The organism is Mesorhizobium sp. USDA 4132, assembly GCF_056279545.1.
Genome location: NZ_JBWCCP010000001.1, coordinates 3,841,822 through 3,863,763, shown reverse-complemented (window position 1 = coordinate 3,863,763; position 21,942 = coordinate 3,841,822). Strand labels below are relative to the sequence as shown.

General features: G+C 60.4%; 10 protein-coding genes. 5 read left to right on the top strand and 5 right to left on the bottom strand.

The features are described from left to right. Nucleotides 1–120: 120 nt before the first annotated feature. Entirely contained in the window at nt 121–1,710 is a 1,590-nt protein-coding gene (locus tag ACZ9IU_RS19415; RefSeq protein WP_038546010.1) for a GMC family oxidoreductase, read from the top strand. Between the two features lie 39 nt (nt 1,711–1,749). Here the strand turns inward: ACZ9IU_RS19415 and ACZ9IU_RS19410 are convergent, their stop codons facing one another. The 3 genes from ACZ9IU_RS19410 to ACZ9IU_RS19400 form a co-directional block, all read right to left on the bottom strand. Beyond that, nucleotides 1,750–2,946: a glycosyltransferase family 2 protein gene (locus ACZ9IU_RS19410; protein ID WP_038546007.1), complete on the bottom strand. Its 1,197-nt coding sequence runs from the start codon at nt 2,944–2,946 to the stop codon at nt 1,750–1,752. 404 nt (nt 2,947–3,350) lie between these two features. Beyond that, nucleotides 3,351–4,001, bottom strand: a complete 651-nt coding sequence (locus ACZ9IU_RS19405; RefSeq protein ID WP_038546001.1) for a 4'-phosphopantetheinyl transferase family protein — start codon at nt 3,999–4,001, stop codon at nt 3,351–3,353. A 2-nt stretch (nt 4,002–4,003) separates the two neighbouring features. Next, nucleotides 4,004–8,494, bottom strand: coding sequence for a MupA/Atu3671 family FMN-dependent luciferase-like monooxygenase (locus ACZ9IU_RS19400; protein WP_244447440.1), 4,491 nt, complete (start codon nt 8,492–8,494; stop codon nt 4,004–4,006). 433 nt (nt 8,495–8,927) lie between these two features. On the opposite strand from ACZ9IU_RS19400, the gene ACZ9IU_RS19395 reads away from it, so the two are divergent. From ACZ9IU_RS19395 to ACZ9IU_RS19380, 4 genes are all read left to right on the top strand, one after another. Then, nucleotides 8,928–15,470 carry a type I polyketide synthase gene (locus tag ACZ9IU_RS19395; RefSeq protein ID WP_038545996.1) on the top strand — a complete coding sequence of 2,181 codons (6,543 nt, stop codon included), beginning with the start codon at nt 8,928–8,930 and terminating at the stop codon, nt 15,468–15,470. 128 nt (nt 15,471–15,598) lie between these two features. Further along, nucleotides 15,599–17,050: an oligosaccharide flippase family protein gene (locus ACZ9IU_RS19390; RefSeq protein WP_038545993.1), complete on the top strand. Its 1,452-nt coding sequence runs from the start codon at nt 15,599–15,601 to the stop codon at nt 17,048–17,050. Nucleotides 17,051–17,360: 310 nt separating this feature from the next. Next, nucleotides 17,361–18,761 (top strand): glycosyltransferase family 4 protein, encoded by a 1,401-nt coding sequence (locus tag ACZ9IU_RS19385; RefSeq protein ID WP_051899839.1) that lies wholly within the window; start codon nt 17,361–17,363, stop codon nt 18,759–18,761. 228 nt (nt 18,762–18,989) lie between these two features. Then, complete coding sequence (locus ACZ9IU_RS19380; protein WP_038545991.1) at nt 18,990–19,775, top strand: response regulator transcription factor; 786 nt, start codon at nt 18,990–18,992, stop codon at nt 19,773–19,775. Between the two features lie 396 nt (nt 19,776–20,171). On the opposite strand, the gene ACZ9IU_RS19375 is transcribed toward ACZ9IU_RS19380, so the two are convergent. Together ACZ9IU_RS19375 and ACZ9IU_RS19370 are read right to left on the bottom strand one after the other, a co-directional pair. Then, the gene (locus tag ACZ9IU_RS19375; RefSeq protein ID WP_038545987.1) at nt 20,172–21,302 is read right to left on the bottom strand and encodes a hypothetical protein; all 1,131 of its coding nucleotides are present in this window, start codon (nt 21,300–21,302) and stop codon (nt 20,172–20,174) included. Beyond that, nucleotides 21,283–21,921: a GtrA family protein gene (locus ACZ9IU_RS19370; protein WP_080719220.1), complete on the bottom strand. Its 639-nt coding sequence runs from the start codon at nt 21,919–21,921 to the stop codon at nt 21,283–21,285. The genes ACZ9IU_RS19375 and ACZ9IU_RS19370 overlap by 20 nt, the downstream gene beginning before the upstream one ends. Nucleotides 21,922–21,942 lie beyond the last annotated feature (21 nt).

Here is a 21,942-nt window from a genome sequence, read left to right as displayed (position 1 = left end):
TGCTCTGCCGATGAAAATGAACATTAGCAGCAATTTTGGATATCGGGGCTCAGCCGCCGGAGGGGTCCTGCCGGCTGAAGGCTAATCGCAACAGCCCTTTGTTTTCAGTTGGGGGTGTGGATGGAATTTGAATGGGACGTTGCCATCGTCGGCGCCGGAATGGGCGGGGCGGCAATGGGATACGCTTTGGCAACCGCCGGATATCGCGTCCTTTTCATCGAAAAAGGTCTGGCTGAGTTCCCGCAGGATGAAGCTGATGATCCTGACAGTCCGGATGAAACGAAACGCCTGAGAAATGGCCGGTGGCCGCAGCAGATTTCCGGCACGGTGGATGCCCATCCCGTGCGCTTCTTTCCTGCACTCGGTTGCGGCGTCGGCGGTTCGACGCTCATCTATGCTGCAGCGCTCGAACGGTTTTCCCCAAGCGACTTCAAAATCGTCGACAAGTCCGGCAGGTCGGCCTGGCCGATCGGTTACGAAAATCTGGAGCCTTTTTACCGCAAGGCGGAAGGCCTTCTGCACGTACGCGGCAGCCAGGACCCGCTGCAGCCGCAATCTAATGTCATCGAGCCTCCCGCCATGACCCGATGCGACCAGCACTTTTTCGACTCCGCGCAGTCGAATGGAATGCATCCCTATCGGGTTCACACGGCCTGTCGATATATCGACGGATGTAGCCAATGCGGCGGCTTCATCTGTCACAAGTCCTGCAAGCAGGACGCACGGCGGGCATTCGTCGAGCCGGCGCTCGCGACGGGCAATGCGATGATCATCGATCAGTGCAGTGTGGAAAAGATCTCGGCCGATGACCAGGCGGTCACGCAATTGTCTTGCCGGAAGAACGGGAACGAGCTGGCGATCGTCGCAAAGCTCTATGTGCTCGCCGCCGGCGCGCTTTCAACGCCCTTGCTGCTTCTTAATTCCACGAACGAGTTCTGGCCGAACGGCCTTGCCAACACGTCGGATCTCGTGGGGCGCAATCTGATGTTCCACGCGTCTGATTTCTTCGCTGTCTGGCCTCGCGGCAGAACCCGTGTTTCAGAGCCGGGAAAGGCTATCGGTCTTCGCGATTTCTACGAATATCAAGGCCTCAAGCTGGGCGTCATCCAGTCCACGGGTCTGACGGCGACCGCCAACAACGTGCTTCACTTCCTGAAATCGTTGATCGACCGGAATGGCTGGATCTGGCTGAAGCCGCTGAAGCCCTTGTTGCGCATCCCGGCGATGATCGGCGCCCTTATCTCAGGCAATGCGACGATATTCACCTCTATCCTCGAGGATCTGCCTTATCCCGAAAATCGCGTCAGGCCCGATCCGGAAGATCCGGCTAGAATGTATTTCGAATATACCATTCATACCGAGTTGCGCCAACGAATGCAGGCCTTCCGCAAACTATACCGGAAAGCATTCAAGTGGCACCGGATGATGATGCTCGGTTCCGAAGTCAACCTCAACTACGGCCATGCCTGTGGCACATGCCGGTTTGGTTCGGATCCCTCTACTGCGGTATTGGATACCAACAACCGCGTGCACGACCTGAACAATCTCTATGTCGTCGATGCTTCGTTCTTTCCGACCAGTGGAGGGGCCAATCCAAGCCTGACGGTCGCCGCGAACGCCTTGCGTGTTGCAGAGCATATTGCTCAGAAACTCTCAGCGACAAAGACGAACCTGACGGAGGCCAAGGCCGTCCCGGATCCCGCGTCCTGAGCCGGTTCTCCGAAAGGGGAATGCCCCTTTCGCCCCGGATCAGTGAATCCTGGTTCGATCAGTTCTGATCCAGGTCGCCCCGCCGGCTTCGATGACATGGCGCGGATAGAGTCTCAGTTTCTTGAAGATGTATCCCGGGATGTCAGCCATGGCATGCATGGGAAGCGCGCGTCTGCCGTGACGCCACCAGGCTACCGACAGCGCGATATCGAAAGCCAGGATGCTGATGATCGAGATAGCCAACGGCGCGATCGCAATTCCCGAAGTCGCGAGGAGGACTGCCGGAAACAGTGAGAGCAGGAGAAGCGCTGCCAGCAATGTCAGCGGCGGTATGAGCGCATCAACGACGAGAGCCAGATAGGCCCTGTTCCGCAACGTGTTGACGTCAAGCAAGGCCGAGAAAAGGTGTGCCGCTAACGCCAAGCGGCCCGCGTTCCATCGGGAGGCTTGTGTTTCGAGGCCTTTCTTCGAATACGGAAACCTGCTGCTTACGGCTGCGGCATCGCAAAAAAGCGGAGCCTGGCCGATCCGCGCGAGGTCCAGCCCAAGCTTCATGTCTTCGACCAGATCGCCGTTCGCAAGTGCGGCGTCACGCAGGACGGCCCAGGGAAATGCCATGCCCGAGCCGGTCAATTGCGCAGGAAGCCCGAGTTTTGCCAGTCCAAGAAGCCGGATCCGGTTCTTCAGAAGAAATGCGAATTCGGAAACCGCGAGATTGATGCTTGCGTCCGGCGGCGCGAACATCAGATAGCGGGACTGCACAGGTCCGTTCGTTGCCGCAGCCATGAGGGCGAGGTTATCGAGCGCGCCCGGTTCCAGCCAGCAATCGGCGTCGACAATGACGACCACGTCCGGCGGCAGCAGGCCGAGGTACCTGACGCCGGCGTCGAGGGCGTATCCCTTGCCGCGGCGAAGCGGATCGAACCGCACGATGACATCTGCGCCCGCTTCGCGCGCCAGCGAGGCGGTGAGATCGTTGCAGTTGTCCGCCACGACGACCAGCCGATCGCCATCGCGCATCTGGCTTTGGATGCTCTGCAGGGTGCCGATGATCTGAAGCTCTTCGTTGTGCGCCGGGACAAGAACCGCGACTTGCGGTCGTCGGCCGTTCTGACGAGGCGGTGTGCTCTGCCGGCCGATGCTTCCCGCGAGGCATTCAATCGCGAAAAAGACAGTCGGAACAAGGACAACGACGGACAATAACAATGCTGCGGCGACCAGTATGTCCTGTTGCATGACTTCCCTCCGACGATAGCGTCTCAAGGAGTCAATCATAACGGGAGGGCCGAGCGTTCTAAGCTGACCACGCTACACAGTTCGAGTGAGCGCGGGCTCATCCTATTTTGGGGCAGGTAGGATCAGGTCGAACCTATCTACGCCCATTTGATGGCAGGTGGGTCAATTGAAGCCTGTTCTTCGTGCCAAAATGGTTATTGATCGAGTGAATGCAGCCGGCTACGCAAAATGCCGCCACCGACTTCTGGCCGGCTGCCTCATAGTGAAATGGGCTAGAAGTACGTTCTTCTTGGTTATTGGCGGCCTGGCCCAGGCTCAGGACAGGCTCCGGGTACGATCTGCCCTCGCCTTCCTCGCCTTCAGCTCGCTCGGCTGCGAGATCGCCAGGGCTACGGCTGAATGCTTCAGCGGATGATCATGCCGGCGACGACATATCCGTCCCGCAGCCTGATCCGTCCCACAAGCCGGTCACCAGTCCTGAAGGGCGGGACATCGATCTCGAAATAAGCGGCGAAGTGCCCGTCGGCGAGGTTCAATTCGATGCGGATGGCCTCGAAACCGAACATCGTGCGCGTCAGGCCGTACTGGCACTTGTAGGTGCATTCCTTGGCGCTGAAGATCGCCTTCACCAACCGGCCGCGAGTGCCCCATTGCTGGCGGTTGAGCCATTGCCGCTCGCGCGGGGTGCAGATCTCCTGCGCATAGGTGTCGTCGAGCGGTGTCGCTTCCTCCAGATCAAGGCCGAGAGCCTTGATGCCGTCCGAATGGCGGCCGATGGCGGCGACACAGCGGGTGGTGGAATGGCTGATGCTTCCGGCAATGCCGGCCGGCCAGATCGGCGCACGATCGGACCCCACGGGGATGGCCATATCCGGCAGGCCCAGATGGCCCATGGCCCGCCGGGCGCAGGTGCGGCCGGCGGTGAACTCCTGCTGCCGGCTCTTCACCGCCGTGGCGATCGCCGTTCTCTCTTCGGGATAGAGTTTCGAAACGTCGCCGAACAGGTCGGATTCGGCAACCGACACGGAAGGGTCGAATATGCCTTCCAGCAGCATAGCTAGACCTTCGTTTCCACGCGGACCAGCGTCGGGCGCCGTTCCATCGCATTGCGGCGCAATGCGGCTCGCTCGGCCACCCTGCTCAGCTGGATATCGGCCTTACCCTTGCCGGCGATATGGTCGGCCAGAAGGGCAACCGTCGGGAAACGGAAGAGGTCGGTGATCGTCAGCTCCGGCGCCAGCTTCGCCTTCATCTCGCGATGAACCTGCACGGCGAGCAGCGAATGTCCTCCGAGTGCAAAGAAGTTGTCGAAGATGCCGACCTTTTCGAGCCCAAGTGCGCGGCTGAAGACCTCGCCGATGTCGCGCTGCAGACTGTTGGACGGTTCTATGAACGTCGCGGGCGTGGACTGGACCTTTTCCGTCGGAGCCGGCAGCTTGTTGCGATCCACCTTGGCGTTCGGCGTCAGCGGGAAGGCCTCCATCGTCACGAAATGGGAAGGTATCATCGCATCGGGCAGGGCCTCGGCGATATAGGCACGAAGTTCCTGTTCGGAAACTGCCGTGCCGTCCGTCCGAATATAAGCCACCAGGCGCACGTCGCCGGGGTTGTCCTTGCGAGCGACCACGACCGCCTCGCGGATGCCGGCGAATGTGCCGATCCGCGCTTCGATCTCGCCGAGCTCGATGCGATGGCCGCGGATCTTTACCTGGTGATCGGTACGGCCGAGGAAATGCAGGACGCCGTTCCTGTCGAAGCGCGCGAGGTCGCCGGTCCGGTAAATCCGGCCTTCCATGAACGGGTTCGGCAGGAAGCGTTCTTTGGTGAGCTGTTCGCGGTTGTGATATCCGCGGGCGACGCCATCGCCACCGATATAGAGTTCGCCGACATCGCCGGGCGGCACCGGATTGAAGGCGTTGTCGAGCACATAGAGTTGGGTATTGGCGATCGGATGACCGATCGGCACGACGCCAGTCGATGGGCCGGCGGTGAATGTCGAAGACCAGATCGTCGTCTCGGTCGGGCCGTACATGTTTTCGATCGTCGCGTCGGTGACGGTTCGCAGGGCTGCCAGAAGCGACCCCTGCAGCGCCTCGCCGCCGAGGAAGAGATGCCTGACGTCGCTGAGTGCTGCGCGGTCCTCGTCGATCATCATGAACATGCGGGCCATCGAGGGCGTGCATTGCAGATGGGTAACCCGATGCTTGCGGATCTCTTCTGCAAAACCGTCTCCGGTCTCTTCGCTGACGGGATTCTTGCTCGTCTTGACCACTTCGGCCAACAGCGGCAGCCTTTCCATGACGATATCGTCGGCCAGGCCGAAATCGATGAGGCATGCAATGTCGTCGACGCCGGCCGCCTTGACCTGATCCACCCTTTCCAGCGCATCCTCGACCGTGCCGAACAGGCCGCTGTCTTCGAAATAACGCAGGAAGGCGAATTCCAGGATGGCATCCATCTCCTCGGGCGCGAGCGACTGGAGGTCGATATCCATCGGCTGGGCGATGCCCTGTGGCTTCTTGAAAGCCGGAAACGCCCAGGCATATTGCTTGATGAGAGCGGCTGCGCTGCGCAGGTATTCCTTCATTGGCCCGCGCGCCAGATCCCGCACCTCGTTGCGATCTTCGCCGATCAGGGTGTGCAGCATTAGCGTGACTTTGTAATCGGCGGGGTCGCGGCCGGTCTCGGTGAGCGTCTGCCGATAGATTCGGATTTTTTCCGCAAGCTCGTCGACCGACTGGCCGAGCAAGTGGGTGAGCACGTTGGCGCCGAGCCGAGCGGCTTCCCGATAGCTTTCCGGATTGCCGGCGGTGGTTAGCCAGACAGGGAGTTCCTTCTGGACCGGCCGCGGCTGGGTCACGACTGCGACCGTGCCGGCGCCGAAATCGAAATCGACGCTGTCGCCACGCCACAATTTGCGGACGACCTCGATGTCGCGGGTCAGGCTCGCCTTGTTTTTCGGCGGTGCGTTTTCGGGCCGCAACACGAAGTCCTCCGGCATCCAGCCGGAGGCGAAGGCAAGTGCGACGCGCCCATTGCTGAGATTGTCGATGACTGCCCATTCCTCGGCGACGCGCGCCGGATGATGGAGCGGCAAAACGCAACTGCCGGCGCGGATCGAAAGGTTTTTGGTGACCGCCGCGACCGCCGCTCCGGTAACGGCCGGGTTCGGATAGGGGCCACCGAAGGCGTGGAAATGGCGCTCCGGCGTCCAGACGGAATCGAATCCGTTGGCATCGGCAAATTTCGCGCCTTCGATCAGCAGGCGGTATTTGTCCGGACCAGCTCCGCCGTCATTGCCCCAGTAGAAGAGGCCGAAATCCAGATGGGTGCCTCTCCCGGCGGAAGACGCGCCCTTTGCCTTGGCTTCGATGACTTCGGAGGAATGGATGACGACCTTGAAGCCGCGGGCAAGGGTCCAGAAAAGTTCCAGAACGGAAATATCGAAAGAGAGGCTGGTGACGGCCAGCCAGACATTGCGGCGATCGGCCGCGCGCGGCACCCGCTCGTCCATGCCGACGAAGAAGTTGACCACGTTGCGATGCTCGAGCATCACGCCCTTCGGCAGGCCAGTCGAGCCCGACGTATAGATGACATAGGCGAGATTGCTGGAAGCAACGTCGGTTGCCGGGCGATCGGCTGCGGCCTGGCTTCGAAGGACATCCTCGACACACAGGAAATCGATGCCATCAAGCGTCTCGGATTTTGCCAGCCGTCGCTCGGTCAGAACCAGTTTGGCGCCGCTGTCCTTGATCATGAATGCGAGGCGATCGGCTGGAAAATGCGGGTCGAGCGGGATATAGGCCCCGCCCGCCTTCATGATCGCAAGCGCTCCGACGACAAGGTCGAGCGAACGCGGCAGGTACAGGCCAACAGTGACGTCCGGGCCGACTCCCTGAGCGACCAACGCTTGCGCGATGCGGTTCGCCCGTTCGTCCATCTCGCGATAAGAAAGGGAACGGCCGTGGAATGCCAGGGCTTCGGCATCCGGCGTCCGGTCGACCTGGCGCTCGATAAGCTGATGGACGCAGGCGGCGGTATCATATTCCCGCTCAGTCCGGTTCCAGTCGAAGAGGACCATGTTCCTGTCGGCATTCGACATCAGGGGCAAGTCCTGCAGCAGCGTGGCGCGGTCCTCGAACGCCGAGGCCAGGATCGCAAATGCCGTCGCCAAATCCTGGGCCTGCCGTTCATCGACGCGCGCCCGATCGTAGACGAGATCGGCCCTCGTCTCGCCGAGCCGGAAGGTCAAGGCGCAGCCGTCGATTTCATCGGTGAGCGCCGGATTGGAGATGTCCGCGATACCGATTGTCAGCTCAGGCGCGGTCAGGCCGGGATAACGGTCGACAAGATCGCGGCAATAACCCTGGCGTTCGTCCAGCACCTTCAGCGACCGCTCGACATGTCCGAGCAGGTCCTCGATCGAGACCTGCCCCGCGGCGTCAATCCGCAGCGGAATGGACTTGGCGAAATAGCCGGGGTGGCGGGCGCTAAGGTCTATCAGCCTGTCGTTCGTATAAGCGAGGTCGAACGTCGGCTGACCGGAAAGGCGGTTCAGGAAGGCTGCTGTCAGCGCGACCCGTTCCTGCCGCGAAAGCTGCCCGGCAAAGGGCAGGGGGATGGTGCGAATATCCGGTAGCTGGCCGGCTTCTGGCGCTTTTACATAGGGTAGCGTGATATCGGTGCTGGTTTCGAACGCGCGGCGGAAGAAGCCTTCATGTCGCGCAAGAGTGGAAACCGCTTGCGATAACGTGTCCTTCTCGCGGCCGTTCATAAGCGGCAGCCGGTCGCCCGGACGCAGCACCGCGGAAAGGGTGATTTGCCTGGCGCCGTCCTTGCGGATGGCTTCGAGCAGGACCGGCATGTCCGCGGTGCCGACCGTCACGCCATGGGCGCCGACCGACAGGACCAGGCCGGGTTCGCCGTTCAACTCGCCGTCGAGGACGCGAAGGTTTCTGACGGTGAAGACGTCGCTGCCGAACTGGACCTTTGGCGTTGCCAGTGGGTTGAGATAAGTCGCACCGAAATCCAGGCCGCGCACCAGGCGCGAAAGTTCGTTTGCCGAAGCGGTGAAATCGAGGGTGCCGGCGGCCGGAGGACGCTTGAGCTGTCCGTAATAGGCGCGAGTTGCGAAATCCTGGCGGCGGGGGATCAGGGTGCCGCGCTCGATGTCGCCGAGCATCTCGGAGAAAGTCGCGATCCCTGCTTCAAAGCATTTCGTGTTCAGGGTCAGTGCCGTCTCGTCCGCGCTGATCTCGAAATGCTGCTGCGCATAGATATCGCCTTCATCGATCCCTTCGGTGATCGCGTGCCAGGTGATGCCGTGCCGCTCGTGACCTTCGAGGATTGCCCAGGCGGGTGTGTTGAGACCGGCCATGTCCGGCAGCAAGCCGTCATGAAAATTGGTGGCGCCGATGCGCGCGTGCTGCCAGATCGCATCCGGGACCATTTTCAGGTTGGCGATGCTGAACAGCCAGTCGTAGTCATATTGCGTCAGCTGGGCGGCGTAATCGCCTTCGGGTGTTATGACCGGAATGTCCTGGGCCATCGCCCAGTTTCGAACCGATCCATTGGAGGTCGCTATGGCCTGGATCTTGTGTCCGCGCCCCCGCAGAATTTCAGCGCATTGAACCAGCAATAGTCCGCCACCGATCAAAACACACTTCAATTCGCCCATAAAGCTTGTCCCCACTCGTTGCTGTTCCAGGCACTTCGATAGAAACGGGGGGCGGTATAAAACTCAACATGCGCCTCACCACCCATGCGGATGATCGCGGCTAAGCCTGAATCGCGGGCCTTACCTGCCTCTCCCCCATACGGATGATGATGGTTTCCAAAGGAGTAATTGCGATTGCTTCTTAGCTGGAAGCACATTGAGAATGCGGGTTTGCGCTCGCGGTTTTTCAATGGAAGCGGAACGAGGCCAATGGCTCATTGGGGTGATGTCATCGGGCCGACCTCCGCGGGTTGGGACGGTATCGATGCTTGAGGGGTCTAACCAGGTCAGTGCCGGCGATATTGCGATCGTCGGCATGGCTTTGAGAGTGCCGGGTGCGCGCAATGTTTCGGAATTCTGGCAGAACCTGCGAGACGGCGTCGAGTCCGTCCGCACGTTTTCGCCGGAGGACCTGATCGCCGAAGGCGAAGATCCCGAGCGGCTCCATCATCCCAACTACGTTCCACGCGGCGCCGATCTTCCCGATATGGAAATGTTCGACGCGGAATTCTTCGGTCTGAACCCGAAGGAGGCGGCGATCATGGATCCCCAGCACCGCCATTTCCTGGAATGTGCCTGGGAAGCCATGGAGGATGCCGGCCGGACGCCGAACAATCAGCCCGGCCCGGTCGGTATCTTCGCCGGCTGCGGCATGGGCAGCTACTTCTATTTCAACGTCTGCAGCAATCGCAACCTGATCGATCAGGTGGGCATGTTTCTGTTGCGCCATACCGGCAACGACAAGGATTTCCTGGCGACTCGCGCCTCCTTCACGTTCGACCTGCGCGGTCCGAGCGTCAACGTCCAGACCGCCTGCTCGACGTCGCTGGTCGCGGTGCATTACGCCTGCCAGAGCCTGATTTCAGGCGAGTGCGACATGGCGCTTGCCGGCGGGGTGACGATCGAGTTCCCGCATCGGCGCGGATACACGTTCCAGGAAGGTGAGATCCTGTCGCCCGACGGGCATTGCCGGCCCTTCGATCATCGCGCCGCCGGGACTGTTTTCGGCAGCGGTGTCGGAGTGGTCGTGCTGCGCCGGCTTTCGGATGCGCTCCGCGACGGCGATGTGATCCATGCCGTGATCAAGGGCACGGCCGTCAACAATGACGGCGGCAGCAAGGCGGGCTATCTGGCGCCGAGCGTCAGCGGACAGGCCGAGGCGGTTCTGGAGGCTCAAGGGCTCGCAGGCGTCGATGCCGACACTATTCAATACATCGAGTGCCATGGCACCGGTACGTTCCTCGGCGATCCGATCGAGATCGAGGCGCTGACGGCGGCCTTCAGGCAGAGCACCGACCGGACCGGCTTCTGCCATGTCGGGTCGGTCAAATCGAATATCGGCCATCTCGATACCGCAGCGGGCGTCGTTGGCCTCATCAAGGCGACGCTTGCCGTCAACGAGGGCGAAATTCCGCCGACGCTCGGTTTCGAGCGCCCCAATCCCTCGATCGATTTCGAAAAGAGCCCGTTCCGGGTCAACAACAAGCTGGTGAAATGGCCGCATGCGCCGGGCCCTCGCCGGGCGGCCGTCAACTCGCTCGGCGTCGGCGGCACCAACGCGCATGCCATCATCGAGCAGGCGCCGACCCGCTATGTGCCGGATGTGGTCAAAGGTGACGTGCAGGCCGGTGCCGATTGCGATCCGATGCTGCTGTTCCTTTCGGCCCGCCAGCGCAAGACGATCGACCAGGCGGCCGAGCGGCTCGGTTTGGCGATGTCAAACCAGCCCGGCCTTTCGCTTGACGACGTCAGCTTTACGCTGCAGCACGGCCGCAAACATTTCGACCATCGCATGGTGGTCGCCGTCCGTGGCCGTGAGGACGCCGTCGCGGTCCTCGCGAACCCCGGCGGCCGCGGGTTCGTTCATCAGCCGGTGCCGAACAACGCCGGTGCTATTTTCCTGTTTCCGGGCGGCGGCGCGCAATATGTCGGCATGGCCAAGCGGCTCTACGAGGAGGACCAGACATTCCGGCTGATCGTCGAAGAGGGGCTTTCCCATCTACCGAGCGATGCGGCAAAGGAGATCCGCGCCACCTGGCTCGGGGAAAATACGGCCGCGACCGCAAAAGCCTTTCTCCGCCCGTCGCTCCAGCTTCCGGCCATCCTGATCACCGAAATCGGTTTGGCCCGCCTCTGGATGGATTGGGGTGTGAAGCCGAAGGCGCTGATCGGTCATTCCATGGGCGAGAACGCCGCGGCCTGCGTTGCCGGCGTGATGTCCTTCAAGGACGCCGTCAATCTCGTGCACCTGCGCGGGAAACTGTTCGAGACGATCCAGCCGAGCGGCATGATGAGCGTGCCGCTCGATCACGACCGGCTTTCCGAACTGCTGCCGTCATCGCTCGATATTGCTTCGGTCAATGCGCCGTCGCTTTGCGTCGTGTCCGGCCTCAACGAGGATCTCGACCTCTTCCGGGAGTTTCTGGCGGGGCAGGGCATCGACGCGACGCGCGTGCCGATCAACATCGCCGCGCATTCGCGGCTGGTCACGCCCATTCTCAAAGCCTTCGAGACTTTTCTGCGCGGTATAACCCTTCGCGCGCCGGCAATTCCGATCCTGTCGAATCGTACAGGCCTGCCGCTCAGCGCCGAAGAGGCGACGGATCCGATGTACTGGGTTGGCCACCTTCGTTCGACCGTCCATTTCGCGCACGGCATGGCCGCGCTTTCGGCCGAACCCGGACGGATCTATATCGAGGTCGGCCCCGGGCGGGTTCTGTCGTCACTGACGAAGGTGCAAGGGTCGATCCCCGCAAACCAGGTGATCAACAGCCTGCCGCATCCGGATGAGGCCGGCGATGATCGGCTTTATTTCCTCTCGGCCGTGGGACGGGCCTGGGCGACCGGCCTTGAAGTCGATATCGACCGCCTGTGGCAGGGCCGTTCGCCGCGCCGGGTCCGGCTGCCTGCCTATCCATTCCAGCACAAGCGCTTCTTTATAGACCGTGCCGGAGCGAATGAGAGAGGCAAAAGCGCCGAGCCTGTCCTTTCGAAGGAACCGGATATCGCACGCTGGGGTTATCGTCCCTCCTGGAAGCAGACGCTTGCGGATCACGAACTCGGTGCCGAGAAAGAGGCGCAATCCTGGCTGTTCTTCCTCGATGATACCGGCGTCGGCGCGCGGCTGGTCGATGCGCTGAGGACGGCAGGACACCGCGTCGTGACGGTGTCGCTGGGCGATGCTTTCATTCGCCGTAGCGCCGAGGATTATATGCTCTGCCCGGAACTGGGGCGTGCGGGATACGACGCCCTTGTTGCGGGACTTGTCGGCGATGGCGGACTGCCGTCGCGGATCGTGCATATGTGGCTTCTGACCCAGGCGGAAACCTTCCGGCCGGGTTCGAACTTCTTCCATCGGAACCAGGAGTGCGGCTTCGACAGCATGCTGCATCTCGCCCAGGCTCTGGGGGATGCCGCCAGCGTTCCGGACATACATTTCACCGTTATCACCAACGGTATGCAGCAGGTTTCGGGCGAGCCCTTCCCCTATCCCGAAAAGGCGACCGTTCTCGGTCCCGGCCTAGTGCTACCGAAAGAAATGAGCGGTGCGACGGTCAAGGTGATCGATATCGATCTGCCGTCCAAGGCTGAGCGGAACAGCAAGCGTTTCGCTTTTGCTCGTTCGGCGGAGAAAAAGGATGCCGTGGACCTGGCGCCATTGACCGAGCAGCTCTGGGAAGATCTGCACGCGAAGCCGGGATCAGAAGTGGTGGCGCTGCGTAAGGGGCGGCGCTGGTCGCAGATCCATCAGCGGCTGCCATTAAAAGAAGTGTCATCCGAGCAGGCGAAACTGCGCGAAGGTGGCGTCTATTTCTTCTCCGGCGGTTTGAGCGATGTCGCTCTCGCACTTGCGGACGAGCTCGCCAGCCGGTTCCGTGCACGGATCGTGCTTGTCGGCCGCCTGGTCCTGCCGCCGCGGGAAAACTGGGAATTCTACGATCGCACCCACGGCCATGACGGAGTACGGCGCGCGATTTCGGCGATCCGGGGGCTCGAAGACAAGGGAGCCGAGGTCCTTTATCTCGTCGGCGATGTCAGTAATCCGGAGCAGATGAGCCGGGCGGTCGAGACGTCGCTTTCCCGTTTCGGGGAAATCAACGGCGTCTTCCATGCGGCCGGCGCGGTCGATGACGGCCTGATCCAGACCAAGACGCGCGACAGCATCGACACGGTGCTGACGCCGAAAGTCCTCGGTACGACCGTCCTGGATGCGGCATTCGAAAACGTGACGCTCGATTTCTTCCTGATGTTCTCCTCCACCAGCACCGACGTGGTGCGGGCGGGACAGGTCGATTACGTCGCCGCAAACGCCTATCTCAATGCCTTCGCGCAGAGCCGCTCCCATCGCACCGACCGGGCGACCGTCGCGCTGCACTGGGGCGTCTGGAACGAAGTCGGTCTTGCGGCACGAGCGCTTGGCGCGTCGGAAGGCGGCGGATGGATCAGGCCGGTTGCCGGCCCGGCAGCGGGTCCGTTCTTCCATCACTGGAAAGAGGACGAGACGGGATTGCCCTGGCTCGAGGCGCTGGTCAGCCCCGAGACGGAATGGATGCTCGACGAGCATCGTCTTCTGTCCGGCCAGGCCGTCATGCCGGGTACCGGCTATCTGGAACTGATTACACAGGCGTCTCGGGAATACGGACTTCCGTTTGCAGCGGAAGTGGCGGACCTCGTATTTCTGAGACCGCTTGTCTTTAGCGACGGAGAGATGAAAGCCGTTCGCGTCCGGCTGGAGCCGGTGGCGGAGCTTTTTCGTGTCGTGGTTCTGGCAGGCCCGGCGGATGGCGAAGATGCGCTGTTCGTCAAGCACGCCGAAGCCGTCCTCAAGCCGCAGCCGCAACAGAGACGCGAAACCGTCGACATCGCCACTATAGCCTCTTCGTGTGACGAGACACGGATCGCTGGAGGCGGCAGCGCGCTTCGTGCTGTCCAGGAGAAGCATATTCGCTTCGGCCCCCGCTGGTCGGTGCTGCGCTCCATGGCAATCGGTGGCGGCAAGGCGATTGCGGAGCTGAAACTGGACCCCTCATATGCGGATGATCTTTCGAAAGGCGTTCTGCTGCACCCGGGCCTGCTCGACATTGCGACCGGCTTTGCCATGGAACTTGCCAAAGACTACGACGCCGAGACCTCGCTTTGGGCGCCGGCAACCTATGGCCGGGTGGTCCTTCACGAGCCGCTGCCGGCCGAAATCATCAGCATCGTCAGGCTCGCCGACAGCAACGATTTCGGCGAGGGTTATGCGGCCTTCGACGTGACGATTACTGACCCCGGCGGCAATGTTGTCTTCGAAGCCGAAAAATTCGTCATGCGCAGGCTGGAGAACGATCTTGCGCTCGGTCTCGCACCCCAGGCGGATGCATCGGCTGCTGCGAAACCGAAACATGCCCCCCTGTCTCCGGCGATGCTGAAGCTCGGCACCCAGGTGCGCAACGGCATTCTTCCGTTGGAGGGTTTTTCGGCGCTGCAACGCGCGCTCGCCACTTCCGAACCTCAGCCGATCATCAGTTCGATCGATCTCGAAACTCTGCGCGAATGGATCGCGGCCTCTGCCGAAACCGCGACGCCGTCTGGGGACAATTTCGAGAGGCCGGACCTCGAAAGCGAGTTCGTCGAGCCCCGCAACCCGATCGAGGAAACGCTGGCCGGCTATTGGCGGGAGCTCCTCGGCATCGCCAAGGTCGGCATCCACGACAGTTTCTTCGACATGGGCGGGCATTCGCTGATTGCAGTTCGACTGTTTCGGATGATCAAGAAGCAATACGCGCTCGACCTGCCGATCTCGACGCTGTTCGAGGCGCCGACGATTGTCCAATGTGCGGAGCGCATCGCTGTGGAACTGCCGGATGGAGGCGAAGCCGCAGGATCCGAGCTCGCGGGGAGCCTGCCGACGACGACGGCAAAGCCGGTTCATCTGGTACTGATGAACCCCGGTAAGAATGCAAAAGCAACCCCGCTGTTCATCTGCGCCGGCATGTTCGGTAATGTCCTGAACCTTCGCCATCTGGCTATGACCATGGGGGCGGACAGGCCAGTCTATGGATTGCAGGCCCGCGGACTTTACGGTGACCACGAACCGCACGCGACGTTCGAAGAGATGGCTGCCGATTACATCGCCGAAATCCGCACGGTGCAGCCCGGCGGACCCTATCTTCTCGCCGGCTATTCGGGTGGCGGCATAACCGCCTTCGAAATGGCCCGACAACTTCAGGAGGCGGGAGAAGAGGTTTCCCATGTGTTGATGCTGGACACGCCGCTGCCGCGGCGACCGGGGCTGGATCTGCGCGACCGTATCACCATGAAACTGCAGGATATCCGCCGGCATAAAGCCAATTATCTCGCCAAGTATCTCCAGGACCGTCTGCACGACAAGATGAACGGCCGCGCCAAGCAGGAGGCGGAGCATCAGGCCGGCCCGACGGAGCATTTCAATAACGAGAAGATCGAGGTGGCGTTCAGGCGGGCGGCTCATCAATACCAGGTGAAACCCTATGCCGGAGCGGTGACGCTGTTCCGACCGAAGCCCGCCATCTTCTACCGGCTCAGCGGCGGACGCTGCCTCAAGGAGAACCGCGATATCCTGCTCTCCGACAACGGCTGGAGCGAGCATGTCGTGCAACTCAGTGTCTCCGAGGTGCCGGGAGATCACGACAGCATGGTGCTCGATCCTTATGTTCGCGTGCTCGCCGAGCGCATGCGCGCAATCGTTGCCGAGGCGGTGGAAAAACGGAAGTCAAAGGACGCCGGACCGGCGCAGCCGCTTCAAAGCAAAACCGTTGCCCAGAAACCGGTGATCGAGCTTGCGTAACGTTCCCCGGCCATCCGTTTCGATGCCGTCGCCCACGCTCGTGGCCTTGCCATTGGACGGGCCGCCGTCGCGACATCTTTCCCAGACGCAAAACCAGGCCAATAGAGTAGTGAAGTAAGGAGCCCGCGGTGGTCGAAGCAACTGTTTCTCCCGATTGGAATGGCGAATCTTCCGGTCCTGCGGGTGCGCTCGGCTCGCCCGCTCCTTCGGTCGAGGCGCAGCCGCGTTTCCGCAATATCATCATGCGAGCGGCCGGCTGGTCGATGATGGGGTATGTCCTGCTGCAGGTGCTGCGCATCGCCAGCAGCCTGATCCTGACGCGCCTGCTGATCCCGGAAATGTTCGGCATCATGGCGGTTGCCACGATGGTTCATGTCTCGGTGTCGATGCTCTCCGACCTCGGCCTCAGGCCGGCAGCGATCCAGAGCCGGATGGGAGACGAGCAATCCTATCTCGATACCGCGTGGACGCTGCAGATCCTGCATGGATGCCTGATCTGGTTTACCTGTGTGCTGGTGGCGATCGGGATCGGGCGTGCAGCCCATTACGGTCTGTTTCCCGCCGGGTCGGTCTATACCGTTCCCGAGCTTCCTGCGATCATCATGGCACTGTCGTTCTGCATGGTCATCATGGGCCTGCAATCGACGAAACTCATCTCCGCCTTCCGGCATCTGGATCTCGGACGGCTGACGGTTATCGAGATCACGGCACAGGTGATCAGCCTTACCGTTGCGGTTCTGCTCGCCTGGAAAACGGGGTCGATCTGGGCTTTCGTCGTTTCGACCTATGTATCCTGTATCGTCACTACCGTGCTCAGCCATGTGTGGCTTCCCGGCGCCAATAACAGCTTTTCCTGGGAGAAGGAGGCGGTTCGGGATCTCATTCGCTTCGGCCGGTGGATCATGCTGTCGTCGATCCTGACGGTGGTCGCGGCCAGCGGGGATCGCGTCTTTCTTGCCGGCTGGACGAGCCCCATGATGCTCGGCCTCTATAGCCTGGCCTTCAATCTCATTTCGATGCTTGAGGGCGCAGGCGGACGGCTTTTCTCAACCGTCGCGATGCCGGCACTCAGCAAGGTGGCGCGGGAGCGGCCCGAACAGCTGCGCGGCATGTTTCTGAAAATTCGCCTTCCCTTCGATCTCGTGTTCATAGGAAGCGCCGGGGCGATCTTTTCGGGCGGCAAAGCGATCATCGAGTTTCTCTATGACGATCGTTATCTGGAGGCCGCGCCGATCATCCAGATACTGTCTTTCAGCCTTCTCACCACCCGTTTCGGACCGCTGTCGGCGATATACCTTGCCGTCAACGAACCCAGAAACCAGACCATTCTGAATTTCGTCCGGGCGATCTCGATTTTCGTCTCAATTCCGGTCGCCTATTATATGTTTGGATTTTACGGTGCGTTGTGGGCGATCGCCCTTTACGGGCTGCCTGTTTTTGCGGTGATATTCTATTTCAATCGGCGCCATGGCCTCCACAGCTTGTCCTATGAAGTCGGCGTGCTTCTGGCCTGGCCAGTCGGTTTTCTGGCCGGAACCCTCGCGACGCTGATTTTTGAGCACGCCGGCAGCATATTCTGATCGATCCAAATCAGAAGGCGATCCGTCCTCAGTCGAGCGGTGGTGGTGGACGATTCCGTCCTACCCCTAAAGCAGTAATGTTCTCCCACTTCCGATAGATTGATGAAGAGGGGAAGGCGAAATAACATTCATCATCAATACATACTTGTGACGGTCGGCGAGTAGTGGTTGCTCAACCGTCATGTCAGCAGGATTTCATCAATTCAATTTGGAAATACTCCATGCGTGGCAACATAAATTTCCGGAATGTTCTGGCGTTGGTGAGATTTTTCCACCGGATTGGTGGCGTTGACTGCAAAGGGGTTTGTCAATGAGCGTGGCCGGGCCGCATTCCGATAGCCTTCCACAGGTCTTCCGCGCTTTCGCCGATAAACTTTCCGAGCAGAGCCGTGCCGGGAACGGGCTTCATTCCAATGTCGCGAAATCACCGGGCAAGGCGCTCCGGCCCTTGTTGATTGCCGAGGCAGCGAATCCGGAATGGACCAGCGTGCCGCTGGTCGGCTGGAACCTTGCGCATGCGATCATGCAGAAGACCGACGCCCTGCTTGTCACGCAGGTACGGAACCGGGATGCGCTTTTGCGCGCCGGGTTGGTCGAGGGGCGCGATTTCGTTGCCATCGACAACGAAAGGGTAGCGCGCGCCGTCTACCGCCTCAGCGAACGCCTGCGGGGCGGGGAGAACAAGGGCTGGACGGTCGTGACGGCCTTTTCCTCGTTCTCCTATTATAGTTTCGAGCGGGACGTGTGGAAGCTGCTGGGCAAGCGGCTGATGGCCGGCGAATTCGACTTGGTTCACAGGATCACGCCGCTCAGTCCCACGAGCCAAAGCCCGATTGCCAGGAAGCTGAAAAAATATGGCATCCCTTTTGTCCTCGGCCCCCTCAACGGCGGCGTGCCTTGGCCGAAAGGTTTTTCGGACGTGCGAAGCCGTGAGCGCGAGTGGCTGTCGGCAATTCGGAAGCTCCATTTTCTGATGCCGTATTACCGGACGACGCGATCGGAAGCGGCAGCACTTATTGCGGGGTCCGGTCATACGCTGAGCGAGCTTCCCACGAACTGTGCGGAAAGAGCTTTTCTCATTCCGGAAAACGCGGCCGATCCGGATCGTTTTCCATTTCAGTTGCGCGAACTCTCCAGCAACAGGTTGGCCGTCGCCTTCATCGGCAGGCTGGTACCCTATAAGGGCGCAGACATCCTCATCGAGGCCGTGGCCGCCTATCGGGGGCGTTTGAACATCGAGGTTCTCATTGTCGGTGACGGTCCCCAGCGAATAGAACTGGAGGAGACCGTGCGTCGAAAGGGGCTTCGGGATTCCGTCAAATTTGCGGGATGGGTGGAGCAAAGGGACCTGGCTTCAACACTGGCCGGATATCAGGTGCTGGCATTGCCGAGTGTCCGGGAGTTTGGCGGCGGAGTCGTTCTGGAGGCAATGTCCATGGGCCTCGTCCCGATCGTTGCCAATTACGGAGGCCCGCCGGAGCTCATCGACGATCAATCCGGCATAGCGGTAGACTTCCACGATCGCGAGACGTTGATTACCGGTTTCACCAAGGCGTTTGAATACTTGGAAAGCAATCCCGGGCTTGTCGCTTTACTCAGCGACGCAACCTCAAGACGTGTTAGAGAAAGATACAGCTGGCATGCCAAGGCGGCTCAGATGTTCGAGATTTATAACTGGATCCTGTATGGCGGTCCAAAGCCTATATTTTGACGTACGCGTTAACTATAAGCAGATATCCAATTCCCTATCGGAACTTAGCTCGCCACTTTGATAAATATTTTTATCTATTTGCTTACTTGCTGATAGACTAAATTACGTATCAGTTGTATATTGACGTTAATAAAAGGTTGATGAGGTGGTAAGACAGTCTGTTGGCGTACTTATAGTTGCGGTTCCTGAAGGGGACAATCAGTCCTAGACTTCAGGCAAGGGGGTAAGATGAGTTCCACACCAAGCGGCTACAGCCGTTCTCCTGCTGTGGCAGATTCCTTTCGCATTATGAATGACATCCCGAAGCTCGCCGAACGAGACGATCGCGGCGGTGAGGGGGTAAACCACGATGGATGCCTGGTGATCATCGACGCGAGAGCGCTTGATCGCGAATGCCTTGCCAAAGCCCTCATCGGGCGTGGCCTCGAGATGGATGTCTGCGCTGTCGGCTCCATCGAAGAATGGAAGTTAGAGAAAGATCTCTATCCGCCCGTTCAAGCCGTTCTATTCAATATAGGCAGCCGAAAGGCCGACGATTCAGCACTCGCGGCCGACATCTCGAAATTGACGACCGAGTTCAAGTCGCCGCCGATCATCGTGCTCTCCGACTCCGATGATCTCGCGCAGGTCGTGAAAATGCTCGAGTATGGGGCTCGGGGTTTCATTCCGTCCTGCGTCGGCATCGGCGTCTGCGTGGAAGCGATCGGCTTGGCAGTTGCCGGCGGGATTTTCGTTCCTGCAAGCAGCGTCCTCTCCATGAGGCATCTGGTCAGCGCTGCGACGCCGTCGGCTGAACATCGGCCGCTCTCGGGGATGTTCACGCTGCGCCAGGAAGCGGTGGTCGAAGCGCTTCGCAGGGGCAAGGCCAACAAGATCATTGCCTACGAGCTCAATCTTCGGGAAAGCACGGTCAAGGTTCATATCCGCAATATCATGAAGAAGCTGAAAGCGACCAATCGAACAGAGGTCGCCTACAAGCTCAATGACCTCTTCCCGTACGGAGCGGCTAACTAGATCCGCCGTTCACCTGACGGACCATCCCCAAGATATCACGGCTGCGAAATCCGAATGTTCGCAGCTGCATGAAGACTACCAAAAACCACGTCAACGCTGACAGGGGCGTCGCCGCGGTACTGCCTCCTGACCTTGAAGAACTCCCGGCAGGGATCGTTCTTTGACGTTGGTGGTCGCGCATGCGCCATTGCATTGGCGAGAGACAAGGAACGGCGCAGCGCGCGCGTTCTGAAACGAATTGCGAATTCAATCTGTACGTCATCCAATCTGGCAGTCAGGGCAATGCCGATAGGGGTTCGGTGTGCCGAGACCGTGAGATCGGCTTGGTGTGTCCTGGCGGTCGGATGCGGGATCGTCGGGCCCCGCCGGGCATACCATCATCGGGATGACAAGGAGTTAGGGCGACGGCTTTGGCAGGGCCTTCCAATTGGGATCCGGCCAGACAAACGGGTTGTCTCCGGGTTTCGGATGGATTTCGGCAAAATAGCTCTGGCAGCGACCGACTTCGTTCGGCTCACCGGCCAGCGTCCAGTAGCTTCGGCAGACCTTTTCGACGATGACGTGCCGGCATTCTTCCATGCTCGGCGGGTCCAGGCTTTCCTGCTTCAGAAAATCGCGAGTCACGGTCCAGGCAATCTTCTGCAGTTCCTTTGCAAGATCCCGGGGTATGGTCGGCGGTGCCGCGGCACCCTCGGGCGACTGATGATAGATCGACGCGTAATGGACTGCGGCCACAAAATAGATGCCGATATCGGTCAAATGGACATTGTCGCGGAAAATCCGATCCAGCTTCTGCCTGGTGTTCCCCGTCAGGCCGACAACTTTGTCGTCAAGTGTTCTTTTCACCAGTTCCACCAGCGCCGTGCCGGCCGGCACGACAGAGAGATTGGCCGGGCGTTTTTCAGCCTGCAGCGTCAGCCTCGCTTTCTCCGCTATGCATTGCCAGACAACCGACGCGTTTGTCTCGTGTTCCAGCCAAAGCGCGGGCTTGTCCTTGTCGACATCCAGCCAGGTGTGGACATAGAGAGTTCGGCCGTTCGGATTGCCGTCGAGAAGGCGGTCGTGAAAGTGGCGCAGATAGCCGATCGCGTTTTCCCATATGATCGAGCCGATCGACCCGTGGCCTTCCGCCACGACAAGCGTGTCGTAGGGTCGTCCGGTGCGGACATGGGTCGGGTGCAGTAGCTCCTCAATGACATTCATTTCATCGCCATTGCGGTTCTTTCCGTATTTATATCCGGCCCAGCCGCTGCTTTCGGCGTCGTCGCCCCGGGTGCGAACCCTCAGGGGCGAGCCGATGACGATCTGTTCCTCCCAGGCAATCGTCTTGCCCTGGCTTTTGGCGATCAACTCCACCCAGTCGGGCAGGGGATTGTCGATCAGGCTATGGCCGGTGAAGAAAACTTGTGCGGAATTTCGTGCATCGGAGACCGGCTTGGTTTCTTGCGACAGTGCGGCGCCAGACAATAGACATCCGAGAGATGCTATGACGAGGCGCTTGCGTCCTCTAGATCCGGTCAGGAGCATCGGCCTTCTCCTTTGATTTGGAGGTGTCGCTCTGAAAAGCTGCGAAATGTACCGGCTTGCCGGTTTCCGGTTGCCCGGTCGGGACCAGCTCGCCCGCGCTAGCTGCGCTGCCGAACACCCAATACTTGTTGAGAAGAAAAAGTGCGGCCGGAACGAGGGTCGCCATGAAGGGCAGGGCATAGATGCCTGGGTAATCCAGCCACGTGACGACCACGAAGACGATCGACGTATTGAAGGCGAACCCGGCGATACTCGCAGCCAGAAAACGCGTCAGGCGGGCGGATGTAAGCCAACGTCCACCCGCGTCGTCCCGAAAGGTCCATCCTGCTTGTCCGGTGAAAGAAATTCCGAATGCCAGGATAAAGGCGATGGCGTTGGCTGCCAGGGGCTCGACAACGAGAAGTTCGCTCAGCACGGAATAGATGGTCAGATGGGCGGCCGTCGCGAGGACGCCAACGGTTGCAAAGCGCCAGATCTGTCCAACAAGCGCTGCCGTTCCGGATCCGCGTCGAGTTCCGGCCGCTGATCTAGCTAGTTCAATCATCAGACCCTGCCCAATCAGGAGTGCGAATGATTTCGTGGACAGAGAAGTCCGGCGAAATCTTCCCAAGACGACCATACACGTCGGATAACCGCACCA